Source organism: Pseudomonas rosaeacicularis (assembly GCF_057128745.1).
The window spans coordinates 54144-66303 of the sequence record NZ_JBSKHT010000019.1 but is presented as its reverse complement, the minus strand read 5'-3'; the positions used below and the strand labels follow the sequence as shown (position 1 = coordinate 66303).

Below are 12160 nucleotides of genomic sequence, written 5' to 3'. Positions count from 1 at the left end.
AGAATGCCATGCCGGCCCGCCTGACAACTGCTCATGTTTGAACAAACAGACTGCGCAGCGAGGCAATGTCCTTGACCTTCTCCAAGTGATTGATGTGATCGATCAACTTCTCGCTCCGCCGACTCCCGATCACCGGGACGATCAGGTCCCTGACTTTGGCGTTGACGGCCTCCACGCTCAGGGGATTTTCCTTGGTACCCGAAGGAAAGCGAGTGTGGTGGGTAACAGTCTGCCCATTGGTGAGGACGATGGTCACAATGGCGCCGCGAGGAGCGGCGGGATCGTCCAGCGACTTGTCCACTACGACGCTTACCTTGGCGCGTTGCTCCACCATCTGCGGCTGATGCATGAGTGCGCCGTCATGGCTGTCAACGAATGAGACTGCGCCTTTGACCAGTGCGACAGACACCATATGCGCGCAATTGACATCGGGCATTGCGCTGTCTCCCACAATACCAATGGCATCGCTCGGCACTTTCACCTCGATGCTCTTGACCTTGTCGGGCGTCAGGTTGTGCTCCTTGCGAAGCGTGAGCAACGCATCCAGCGGAGCCTGAATCGGATAGCCGACCGAGTAGGTCTTGATTGCGGTTTCAGACACATAAAACCGGCTGCCCAGCCCTTCCAGCATGCGCAGTGGCTGCGGCTCAGTGGATAACGCGATGAACAGGTTATGGGTGCCGTCGAGCACGTCATCCACACCTGTCATACCGGCCTGGACCATCGTCACGGCCTGAACGCCATTACGCGAACCTATACCAGCAAAGTCGAAAGCCTTCTCGATGTGATCGTGATCCTTGACCCAGCTCCACAGACCCGACTCCTGCTGCGCCGCATACGACAGGGCAAAGCGAGTCTTTTGCTCGTCGAACCGCGCCAGAGCTGACGCCGCGCCGACAGCACCCCATGTGGCAGCCGTCCCTTCCGCGCTACGGTGACTGCCTCGGACTCGGTCTGGACCCAACGCCATGAGGAGTCGGCAACCCGTGTCATATCCCAGCGCGACCGCTCGCATGAGCGCCTCGCCGCTGCTGTGTTGCCATTCTCCCATTGCCAACGCCGCAGGCACGACCGAGCTGCCAGGGTGAGCTTTGGTAACGGGTTCAAAATCATCGGTTTCATCGGAGTGTGCACACATGGCATTGGCCAGTGCTGCGTTGACTGCGCTTGTGCGCACATTCGAACCGACGATGCTGGCTTGTGGCGTTCCGCCCTGCCCCCGCACGTATTGAGTGGCCAATTGACCTGGACGCATCCGCGAGCCTGAGAGCATTGCCCCGAATGTATCCAGAATGTGGTTTTTACAAGCGATGGCGACCTCCGCGGGCAGCGGTGTATTGCGGGAAGCCACCATATAGCGCGCTAACTGAGCGGTCACATCAGTGCTCGTTTCGGCTGCGAACAGCATACGGCACGGCGTGAGCCCAGCCATCAACACCGCGCTGCCCTGGAGCATTTTGCGTCGAGACCATAACAAGTGATTGGACATGAAGAACTCCTGGGCTCAAACGCCGGCAGTGGCGGTTGCCACGTTGGCAATCCTGGCTGCGCTGTCGAGTTGTTCGACACCCCAGCACGTCGCTATCAGCTCGCGTGTTTGCTTCTCGGGCAGAATACCTTTGGCCAGGTCGAGAAACTTGGCTTCCAGCTGTTGATCGGTCATCGGCACCTCAAGACTGCCGATCGCATGCTGAATGAATTTGTGAAGGGTGCGCCCGTCTTTGAGGGTGATGGTCATGTCGACCTGCTCGGGTTTTATGGCGGGGTCGACAATCGCCACCACCTTTTCACGCAGCGCTATAACGGTCGGGTCAAGCACCGCACTGTCGCTGTACTGGCGCTCCCCGGCGGCCCCCTGAATGATCGCGACAGCCACCGAGTGGTAAATACTGAACTTGCCTTCAAGCCCCGTCTTCGGCGTCTTTTTACCGGTCAGCTCCAGCACCAGAGGGTGCACTTTCAGATCAATACGGGTGATCTGGTCTGCCGTCAGTGAGTTCTCATTTCGGAGTTGGATCGCAGCATCCAGCGCTGGATGAATCACGATGCCGCAGGCAAAGGGTTTATAGGTGTTAAGCGCAGATTCATAGCGACTGCCCAGGCCCTCGGTGATTTCAGAAAAATCCTGCTTGGTGCTGATTGTATGCGCCCAGCCACGCTTGGCTTCTATCATCGAGTCTGAGCTGGTGAAGTTCTGCGCAGCCAACAAGGCCGCGAATAAACCATTGCTGGCTGCCCGACCTGGGTTAAAGCTCTTATTCATCGAACCAAAGGACTCCCGCAGCCCGACGGGTTGCGACGCCGCCAGCCCCAGCGCCCAGACCATTTGTTGTTCGGTCAAACCCAGCAGTTTGCCTGCCGCCGCAGCGGCGCCGAATACGCCAGCCGTCCCGGTAATGTGCCAGCCAACATCATAGTGGTTGGGATAAACGGAGTTACCGATGCGGCACTCGGTTTCTACGCCAAGAATCAACGCGTTCAAAAATTCTTTACCGGACACTGGCCGGTATTGCGAAAGCGCGAGAATCGCCGAGACCACAGGGCCGGCCGGGTGAATGATGGTTTTTAAGTGCGTGTCATCGAAGTCGAAGATATGGCTGGACACGCCGTTCAAGAACGCTGCGTTCATGATGTCGAAACGCTCCGTGCGACCCAGCAGATTTGCCTGTTCGGGGCCGGAGAAGGGCTTGAGCGCGACAATAGCCTTTTCAACCGTCTCGTGATGAGAACCTCCCACTGCAACACCGACCCAATTGAGCAGTGTCCGACAGCCTTCCTTGCGCACCTTGGCCGGCAAGTCTTCATAACGCGCCTGGACGAGATAGGCCGCGAGGATGCGTGTCACGCCCTCTACCTCCTGGGCATCTGCAGCAGACTTGTTTGTGAGCGGCGCCGCAGGTTCGGCTGAAAACACCAGCCCCGGCGCGGCGGCCGCGACAGAAGTGATGGCGCCAGCTTTGAGGAGGGTGCGGCGATTGAATGGATTCATGGGTGCTCCTGTGTTTGTAATTGTCTGGATGCACGTGCTCATACGCACCGAATGATCATGAGGCACAACGTCTGCTAAGTTAATTGCAATAATTTTGGGTACTTATGCATGGCGAACATGAATGTTGAGATGGGCGATCTGCGCGCGTTAGTCGCTGTCGCAGAGCTGGGCAGCTTCAGCGCGGCGGCCAAAGAGCTGCATCTTTCACAGCCCGCGTTGTCCCGGCGTATTTCAAAACTTGAAGGCAACCTGGGGGTCCGGTTGCTGGAACGAACGACGCGGCGCGTGGAGCTGACAGCGAGCGGACGCGACTTCGCACGTAAAGCGCGACAGGTGGTGAACACCTTCGATGAGTCGTTGCTGGCTATCAGCGAAGGGACCAGCAAAATCCGTGGCGAGGTGACCGTAGCGTGTGTGCCAACTGCAGTGAATCACTGCCTATTGGGGGTGCTGGCGGAATATCAGCGCCTCTATCCACGGATTTTGGTGCGGGTTCTCGATGACGGTGCAGGCGACGTGCTTTCCACCGTGGTGCGCAATGAGGCGGACTTCGGCATCAACTACATTGGTGTGCAGGAGGCGAACCTGGAGTTCGTCCCGATCTTCAAAGAACGCTTCGTGGTTGCCTGCCGCCACGATCATCCGCTGGCTGATCGACGATCCGTGACCTGGGCGGAGTTGACCAAGCACGACTACATCGCAGTGACCAAGGCCAGCGGCAACCGCTTGCTGCTAGACCTGGCGCTGGCTGAAGCTCCGCAATTGCCCAACGCGGTCTGTGAAGCCAGGCATGTGCGCACCGTGGTCGACATGGTAGCGGCAGGTCTTGGGATCGCAGCGGTCCCCCAACTGGCCATCCCTGCGCACATGACCCAGTCAGCGTTACGCGCAGTACCGCTCACCCGGCCCGTCGTCAACCGGACTATCGGACTGATCAAGCACAGAGGCAGGGTGCTGTCCCCGGCTGCGGAGCGTCTTTATCAGATGATCGTGACGTCAACCTCGGAGGCCAATTGCGCTGCGCCGATTAAAGTCGGGAATGCGAGCTGAACATCAGTCGTTACGCGAATCTGAAAGTTGCAACAGACACTCTGTCGGATGAGCGAAACCGCCACCGCAGCCAGCCAGTCAACCCCACGTCTGAATGCAAGACCCGGATCAAGCGACCCGCCGCGTACTGCGGTCTGCCAACACATTGTTTTTCAACCGCGAGGCTCATCCATAATGGAAATTGCCAGGAGTTTCGACGTGCCAGCACGTACCAGCACCAGACATGATTTGCGAGCACCAGGTGGTTTCGGCACTCAGCTGTCAGGGCTGGCAGGCAGCTCATGAACGTCATCACCTTGGTCCACGGCCGCAGCACTCACCTTGCGAACCTGATTCAGGGTTTGGAGTCTTCCAGCGTCGTCCCGCAGGGCTTGTGGATCGTGCACATGAACGAAGCCCCCGGCGCATTCAGCAGTCGCCTGTTTCCGATTACCACCCTGCAGATGGATGGCCCCGGTGGCTTGCCATTGGCCAGGGCGCGCAACAGCGTGACCGCCATTGCCCCTGACGCACAATGGGTTTTTCTCGACGTGGACTGCATTCCGGCGCACGACCTGCTCGCGCATTACCGCGATGGCTTGAAGGCGCAACCCGATGCGCTGCACATGGGCCAGGTTCGCTACCTCCCCCAAGGCGCGAATCGTCCAGGCTGGAACGAGGCCACGCTTTATGCGAAGGGTGTCGAGCACCCGCTGGCAAAGTTTCGCACCGGACCGGGCAACGCCCTGCTCCATCATCTGTTCTGGTCACTGAACTTTGCCTGCACCGGCGCTACCTTTGCGCGCATTGGCGGGTTCGATGAGGATTATCAGGGGTATGGCGGCGAAGACACCGACTTCGCTTTTCGGGCGCGGCACGAAGGTGTGGCCCTGATCGACAACCTGGCAACGGCGTTCCATCAATACCACCCCACGTACGATCCGCCACTCAACCATTTCGCGGACATCGTCGCCAATGCGCGACGCTTCCACAGCCGCTGGGGTGTATGGCCGATGGAAGGCTGGTTACGCAGGTTCTGCGAAGAGGGGCTGCTGCGCTGGACGGACGAACGCCTCGAAATCATCCAGGTCCCGTCTGCAGACCGTGTGGCGCAGGCGTTGAATACTAAACACCCGGGGTTCTGATCGTCCGCACCATTGTGTCCTCGATTAGCCGCGCCGCACGCGCTGCGGCTTCGACGTCTGCCCAGCCACGCCAGCGTTCGGGAGCGAGCCCAAGCGCTGCATCGAACAAGGCCGGCCATTGCGGGGCGGCCGGCCAGCCATGTTCCAGCCCGATGGCCACGTTCAACTCATTCAGGCGCCGCGCCTGCAGCCGCTGCTCGTCAAAGGGACGGTCTTCGGCCACCGCAATATAACGGCAACCGAGCGAAGCCGCCTCGCCCACGAGGCTATCGCTGGCACTGCCGACGACCACTTCAGCGCTGCGCATTTCGTCCTGCGGCTGGCTCAACTGCCCGAGCCACTTCAGGTTGGACGCCGCTGTACCGGGCGGCAGACTGCCGGCAACCCGGAATTGCCGTTCAGGGCATTGGCGCGCCACTGATTCGATCAGTGCGGCAGACAGCCCGGTACCGCCATGCCCTGTGATGATCAGCACGCGCCCGGACTGCGGCGCGGAGGAAGGTGCGCCGCTAAAAAGCGACAGCCAGCCGCAATGAGTGGTTTTGTCCCGCAGCCACTGCGGCGTATCCAGCGCTTCCATCTCGGCCGGATAAGGCGCCAGCAGCGCGCTGGCGCTTTCATAGGCCAGGCGGTGAGCGGCATCGTCACGCACGCCATGCTGGCGCACGTACACCACTGGCACCGCACACAGCCGCGCGAACAAGGCGATTTCTACCGACACGTCAACCACCAGCAGGCAGGGCCAGTGCGCAGCAAACCATTGAGCAAGCATTGCCATGCGCTCACGTACGCCGTCCACCGCCAAAGGTGCGTAGTGCATCACATCGAAGCGTTCTACGGTCATGCCCGCCGCCGTGTCGCCGGGCAACTGCAACGTGTGCACGCCAGCAGGCAGCTCGCCAGGCAGTTGCGAGCCAATCAACGTGACGGGCACGCGCAATGCTTGGGCGATGTGCGCGGCTCGTACGCCATGGCCGGCACCGTGATGGTGAACGTAATACCCAATGTGGGGCTCAGCCATGATGCACAGCCACGTCGGCAAGCAAATCTTCGTAACGGTCCAGCATCAGGTTCTGACTCCACAGGGCTTCGGCCCGCGCCCGGCAGGCTGGTCGCGATTTACCGCGAGCCACCGCAATCGCGGCGGCCAGCGCTGGCACATCGTTTGGCGGAACCAGACACCCGACGTCGTCGCTGATCAGATCGCGCATGGCGCCGCGATCGAAAGCGGCGACCGGGGTGCCACAGGCTAATGCCTCGGCGACCACCAGGCCGAAGGGTTCATCCCAGCAAGGGGTCACCAGCGCCACGGCGGCGCTCGCCAGTTCAGCCGCCAGCTCAGCCCGTTGCAGGTGGCCCACATACTCGACGCCCGGACCCAGCCGGGGCTCGATCTGCTTTTTGAAATAATCCTCGTCCTCCACCTGCGCCGCCAAACGTAGGGTCACGCCGGCCTGGCGCGCGGCGTCGATGGCTAAATGGGCGCCCTTTTGCGGCACCAGCCGGCCGAACCACAGCGCGTGTTCACCCACAGTCGCCCCGGGCTGCCAACACTGCAGATCGATGCCATTGGGGATCACTGCGCAGTGCGGGACCAAGCCACTCCACTCCCGCGCGTTCGCGGCCGACAGGGTGCTGAAACGACCCGTCTGGCGATTGCCGCTTAACGCGTTGACCATTTCGAAGAACGGCGGCGTGTGCAACACGGTCAGCATCGGCGTGCGGATCAGTGAGGCCATGGTCACCGGGACGTAGTGCAAGCTGTTATTGAAGATCACATCGAAGCCGTAGTCGTCGATCCCCTGCATAAGCTTCAGGTAGGCATGATGCTCGGCGACATAGGCGCTACTCAGGCTGGGATGGCGGCACAGGTCCTCATCGGGAACGGCCACCGCGTCTAGCTCCGCCGCGCTGCCACCCTTGGCGAACAACGTCACGCTGTGGCCGCGTGCTCGCAGCCCGAGGGTAACGTCATGGGTAAATGCCTCCAGCCCACCCGCAAAGGGTTGGCACACCGGGAACCTGATGTGGGTGAGCATGCCGATGCGCAGCGGCTGATGTGCGCCTGCTAACGGGGTGAGGGGATCGTTGTCCTGATAGCTACGCCACATGCGTTGCCTCCTTCTGAGTATTCATTCAGGCGGCGGCAAACGGCATTGGTTCCGCGAATCAGCCCTCCGGGCCACGCTGGGGCGGCAGCATCCGGTCCAGCATGCCATCGCGGCGCACCGCCACATGCCAGACCGTTGCTGCCACGTGAAGCACGATCAGTCCATAGACCACGAACTGACACCACACATGCACCGTGTCGGCGAAGACCCCCAAGGGTTCATTCTTGGCAAAGCCGGGCAATGCGATCACTCTGAAAAACGGTACGTCCTGGCCATTGCCGGCCATCAGATAACCGGTGACAGGCATCACCAGCAGCACGGCGTAGAGCAAGCCATGATTGAGCCCGGCCAGCATCCCGGTCACCCGGCCGGTGCCAGACGGATAAGCCGGCGCACGATGGCGCCAACGCCAGGTCAGGCGGATAAGCACCATCAACATTACGCTGATGCCCATGGACTCATGGGCCATGTACCAGAAGACGCGCACCGGGCCCGGTGGAAAATTCTCTGCGACCCAGACAAAAGGCAACAAGAGGCACAGCGCTGCAACGGTCAGCCAGTGCAAAGCTTGAGCGACGCCGGTGTATCGTTCCATGGAAATCCTATACCCACTCAACATCCAGGCATGGAGGGTAGCGCAGTTGGCGAACCAGCTGCGTAAGGGCGTATATCTGCGGCGGAGATTGACAGTCTGCCGAAACGGTCGCTATAACTATAGCGTTGTACGACGACAGACGAATTAACGTCGGGTCATCCCTAACAATAAAAATGTCGGTCATTAAAATGAATTCGACCTGCTTGTTCATCTGTTCGAATGCCGTGCCCGCGGGTTCTGCCCTGGCGGTTTGCGGTTGCGTCAAGTCGCGCCCTCCTTTCGATAATTCAAACACCAGGCTGTGTAGCAGCGGTTAGACCGCTGACTTCAATGTTGCGATTTCGCAGACGTACCTCTGCGCGCTCGCCAGAACGGTCGCGCGATCCAGCACCCATCCAATAATAATAGTGACGTCATGAACTTGAACGAGTCCACCCATCCGCAAAGCATCACCCAGGCGGCCACTCGGTCCGTCGGCAAATACCGCTGGACGATCTGTGCGCTGCTGTTTTTCGCGACGACGGTCAACTACCTGGATCGCCAGGTGCTCAGTCTGTTGGCCCCCGATCTGTCCACGCAATTTGGCTGGAGCAATACTGACTACGCCAACATCGCGTCGGTGTTTCAATTCATTTATGCGATCGCGATGCTCTTCGCCGGTCGCGTCGTTGACAAGATCGGCACCAAAACCGCTTACGTGGTGGCAATTGGCATTTGGTCCACCGGCGCCGTGATGCACGCGTTCGCGGTGCCGCTGGGGCAAGGCATTGGTGCGATCACCACCGCGCTGGGTTTCGCCGCGATTCCGGTGTCCATCGCAGGCTTCATGTTGTCGCGAGCTGTCCTGGCGATTGGCGAAGCGGGTAACTTCCCGATCGCCATCAAGGCCACCGCAGAATACTTCCCGAAAAAAGAACGCTCGTTTGCCACCGGCATCTTCAACTCCGGTGCCAACGTCGGCGCGATCACGGCGCCAATCTGTGTGCCGCTGATCGCTGCGATGTGGGGCTGGGAATCGGCGTTCATCGTGATCGGCCTGCTGGGTTTCGTCTGGCTTGGCGTGTGGATTGCGCTGTACGAAAAGCCGGACCAGCAGAAACGCCTGACCTCCGAGGAACTGGCCTACATCCGCAGTGACGAGTCCGAGCAAGGCAAGGTTGCCCCAGTGCCGGGCGCGCCTGCCAAAAAGGTCTCGTGGTTCAAACTGCTCACCTACCGCCAGACGTGGGCGTTCGCCTTTGGCAAGTTCATGACCGACGGAGTGTGGTGGTTTTTCCTGTTCTGGCTGCCGACGTACCTGTCCGCGCAGTACGGCATGAAAGGCCAGGCCATTGTGCTTCCGCTGTTCGCTCTGTACAGCATGACCATGGTCGGCAGCATCGGCGGTGGCTGGTTCCCGAGCTACTTCATGGCTCGCGGCGACAAGCCGTACGACGGCCGTATGAAAGCGATGCTGATCATCGCGCTGTTCCCGTTAGTGGTGCTGCTGGCGCAACCATTGGGCTATATCAGCTTTTGGGTGCCCGTGTTGTTGATCGGGATCGGAGCGTCCGCGCACCAGGCGTGGTCCTGCAACATTTTCACCACGGTGTCTGACATGTTCCCGCAAAAGACCGTGGCGTCGGTGGTGGGTATTGGCGGCATGGCGGGTGGCCTGGGCGGCGTGGTCATGACCAAGATCGGCGGCTGGGTGTTCGACTACTACAAGTCGATCAATGACATTCACACCGGCTACATGATCATGTTCGCCATCTGCGCGTTGGCGTATCTGGTGGCATGGACTGTGATGAAGGCCTTGGTGCCACGCCACAAAGAGATCACCGATCTTTGAGCAACTGTACAAAACGATACGTTCGGGTGCCTGCGCGCCTGTAGACCGGATGCGTTTGGCATCCAATCACAATAAAAAGGAAGATTGATGAGCAAGTTCAAACTGATGGCAGTGTTTCTATGTCTGTTTTCGGGCTATGTCGCCGCAGCACCCGCTGCGGACGAGCAAGATGTCGCCAAGGCTGTCGATAAAATGACCCAGGCGATGTTGCACAAGGACACCAAGGCCCTCAGCGCCCTCACCTCAGACAACGTCACTTATGGGCACTCGAGCGGGAAGATTCAGAACAAACAGGAATTCATCGCTGACATCGAAACCGGCCGCAGTGGTTTTAAAACGCTGCAGATGCTGAACCAGAAAATCACCCTGGATGGCGACGTCGCACTGGTCCGCAACCACTTCTCCGCTCAAGCGGTAAACAGCGGAGTGGAAGTCCCGACAGAGATCGAAAACTTCCAGATCTGGCAAAAACAAAAAGGCCAATGGCTGCTGATCGGCCGTCAGGCATTCAAATTCTAATCTAGCCCCAGCCGAACTGTCGGCGTGGATGATTTTCCATCGCCACGCCGACAAGTCTTGTGCCGCTGCCCTGTGCCGTGCGCTCAGCCGGCTCCCTTCAGTAACCCACACCTCGCACGCCACCGGATGCCCGGATCGACTCGCCTGTCACCCAATGCGAATCTTGCGATGCCAAAAACACTGCCAACGGAGCGATATCTTCGGGCTCGCCGAAGCGACCCAGCGGAGTACCCGCAAGAATCTTCTCGCCTAACTCACCCGCAAAATGCCCTTCAGTCGCCGGCGTATTGGTATGCCCCGGCAAGATCGAATTGACGCGAATCCCACGTGGCCCCAACTCTCTGGCCAAAGCGAAGGTCAAGGTATCGACGGCGCCCTTGGTGGCCGAGTACACGCTCGACGCCAGGTACGGATCGGTGCTGAGGATCGAGCTGATATTGATGATGCTGCCGTTGGGGCCCAGCAATTTGACGGCTTCTCGCACTGCCAGCAGGTAGCCGAGCACGTTCAGATTGATTTGCTTATGGAACGCCTCTTCGGTCAGGTCGTCGATCATCTGGAACACCGCAACGCCGGCATTGTTGACCAGCACGTCCAGCGTTCCGTACTGAGTGCGCACGGTTTCAAACAGGCGGACCACATCGGCCGACTGGCTCATGTCTGCCTGTACCGCGAATGCTGAGCCGCCGTGCTCGGTGATATGAGCCACCACGGCATCGGCATCTGCTTTGCTGGAGGCGTAATTGACGATGACCGTCGCACCCTGCCCCGCCAGTGCCTTGGCAATCCCTGCGCCAATGCCTTTGGACGCGCCGGTGACAACCGCTATTTTTCCTTCGAGTTTCATGAGATGACCTTTTGAAATTGAGTGATGTTCGGTTTTACCGGCCCTTGATCAAGCCCTTCGAACCGCGTGCCATCAGTATTGGGTCCTCGAAAGCGCAAGCGTTTGCCGGTTACTCGCACATCCTTGCCTATTCTTCTCAGTTGGCTTGCCAAGCGAGCTGATACGGCCCACGGTAGCAGCATGGAAAATTCAATGGCAGAACTGCGCCGCCTCGTGATGCGCGCACAAGACAAATGGACGGTCACCGGATTGCCTCGTGTGACGATGGTCCGGGCCGAGGCGTGTGCCGATCAGGTCTATCAGCCGATGTTGCATCTGGTGCTTCAAGGCACCAAGACCTTGTCCATAGGTGACGACGTTTCAAAGTATCCGGCGGGCAGCTATTTTCTGGTGCCTGTGGACGTGCCTGCCACGGGGCAGATTCACCCCGGCGACGTGGATCAGCCCTATCTGGCCGTCAGCCTGACTCTGGACCCGGATGTGATCGCTACGCTGCTGATGGATGAAGGCAAGACGCCAAGGGCGCCGCAGAATACTTGTTTTCAGGGCGTGCTGGCCCCAGCAGAAATGATCGATGCGTGGCTACGCATGATGCGGCTGATGGATCGCCCCCAGGATGCTGCGGTGCTGGCGCCGATGATCGAACGCGAGATTCTGTTCCGTGCGTTGCAGGGTCCATTGGGCGGCATTCTGCGTGACGTGGCGCGGCCAGACGGGCGCATGACGCAGATCCGCAGGGTGACGCAGTGGATTCGGGAGCACTACACCGAGCCCTTTCGGGTCGAGCCGCTGGCGCTTATGTCCGACATGAGCGTTGCCGCCTTCTACCGGCACTTCAAGTCGGTGACTGCCATGACACCGATTCAGTACCAGAAGCGGCTGCGCCTGCTGAGGGCGCGCTGGCTGCTGCTGTTCGATACGCTGGATGCGACATCAATCGCCTACAACGTGGGTTATGAAAGCGCCTCGCAATTCAACCGAGAGTACGCGCGCTTGTTCGGTCTGCCACCTGCGCGGGATGCGGCAAGATTCAGGTCCCCTGCCCCAGTGCGGAACCGGACCCGCGAGCTGACAGCAACCGATTGAGCGCGAAC

General features: G+C 59.7%; 11 protein-coding genes. 5 read left to right on the top strand and 6 right to left on the bottom strand.

The window, feature by feature from the left end:
- Nucleotides 1-31: 31 nt before the first annotated feature.
- Together ACWKWM_RS23430 and ACWKWM_RS23425 are read right to left on the bottom strand one after the other, a co-directional pair.
- Nucleotides 32-1489, bottom strand: a complete 1458-nt coding sequence (locus ACWKWM_RS23430) for an MmgE/PrpD family protein (RefSeq protein ID WP_483848425.1) — start codon at nt 1487-1489, stop codon at nt 32-34.
- A gap of 15 nt (nt 1490-1504) precedes the next feature.
- Nucleotides 1505-2989 (bottom strand): MmgE/PrpD family protein, encoded by a 1485-nt coding sequence (locus ACWKWM_RS23425; protein WP_483848424.1) that lies wholly within the window; start codon nt 2987-2989, stop codon nt 1505-1507.
- A gap of 108 nt (nt 2990-3097) precedes the next feature.
- Here ACWKWM_RS23425 and ACWKWM_RS23420 point away from each other — a divergent pair, with 108 nt between their 5' ends.
- Both ACWKWM_RS23420 and ACWKWM_RS23415 read left to right on the top strand, forming a co-directional pair.
- Nucleotides 3098-4039, top strand: a complete 942-nt coding sequence (locus ACWKWM_RS23420; protein WP_483848423.1) for a LysR family transcriptional regulator — start codon at nt 3098-3100, stop codon at nt 4037-4039.
- 281 nt (nt 4040-4320) lie between these two features.
- Nucleotides 4321-5163: a glycosyltransferase family 2 protein gene (locus ACWKWM_RS23415; RefSeq protein ID WP_483848422.1), complete on the top strand. Its 843-nt coding sequence runs from the start codon at nt 4321-4323 to the stop codon at nt 5161-5163.
- On the opposite strand, the gene ACWKWM_RS23410 is transcribed toward ACWKWM_RS23415, so the two are convergent.
- From ACWKWM_RS23410 to ACWKWM_RS23400, 3 genes are read right to left on the bottom strand one after another with little or no spacing between them, the layout of a single operon-like run.
- On the bottom strand, nt 5144-6184 hold the full coding sequence (locus ACWKWM_RS23410; RefSeq protein ID WP_483848421.1) for a hypothetical protein: 1041 nt from the start codon (nt 6182-6184) through the stop codon (nt 5144-5146). The genes ACWKWM_RS23415 and ACWKWM_RS23410 overlap by 20 nt on opposite strands.
- The gene (locus tag ACWKWM_RS23405; RefSeq protein WP_483848420.1) at nt 6177-7274 is read right to left on the bottom strand and encodes a glycosyltransferase; all 1098 of its coding nucleotides are present in this window, start codon (nt 7272-7274) and stop codon (nt 6177-6179) included. Before ACWKWM_RS23405 ends, ACWKWM_RS23410 begins: the two co-directional genes overlap by 8 nt.
- 58 nt (nt 7275-7332) lie before the next feature.
- Nucleotides 7333-7869, bottom strand: a complete 537-nt coding sequence (locus tag ACWKWM_RS23400) for a cytochrome b (RefSeq protein ID WP_483848419.1) — start codon at nt 7867-7869, stop codon at nt 7333-7335.
- Nucleotides 7870-8284: 415 nt separating this feature from the next.
- Here ACWKWM_RS23400 and ACWKWM_RS23395 point away from each other — a divergent pair, with 415 nt between their 5' ends.
- Both ACWKWM_RS23395 and ACWKWM_RS23390 read left to right on the top strand, forming a co-directional pair.
- Complete coding sequence (locus ACWKWM_RS23395) at nt 8285-9700, top strand: MFS transporter (RefSeq protein WP_483848418.1); 1416 nt, start codon at nt 8285-8287, stop codon at nt 9698-9700.
- 87 nt (nt 9701-9787) lie between these two features.
- Nucleotides 9788-10219, top strand: coding sequence for a nuclear transport factor 2 family protein (locus tag ACWKWM_RS23390; protein WP_483848417.1), 432 nt, complete (start codon nt 9788-9790; stop codon nt 10217-10219).
- A gap of 97 nt (nt 10220-10316) precedes the next feature.
- Here ACWKWM_RS23390 and ACWKWM_RS23385 read toward each other — a convergent pair whose 3' ends face one another.
- Complete coding sequence (locus tag ACWKWM_RS23385; RefSeq protein WP_483848416.1) at nt 10317-11066, bottom strand: glucose 1-dehydrogenase; 750 nt, start codon at nt 11064-11066, stop codon at nt 10317-10319.
- Between the two features lie 192 nt (nt 11067-11258).
- Between ACWKWM_RS23385 and ACWKWM_RS23380 the strand changes: the two genes are divergently transcribed.
- Nucleotides 11259-12152 (top strand): AraC family transcriptional regulator, encoded by an 894-nt coding sequence (locus ACWKWM_RS23380; RefSeq protein ID WP_483848415.1) that lies wholly within the window; start codon nt 11259-11261, stop codon nt 12150-12152.
- Nucleotides 12153-12160 lie beyond the last annotated feature (8 nt).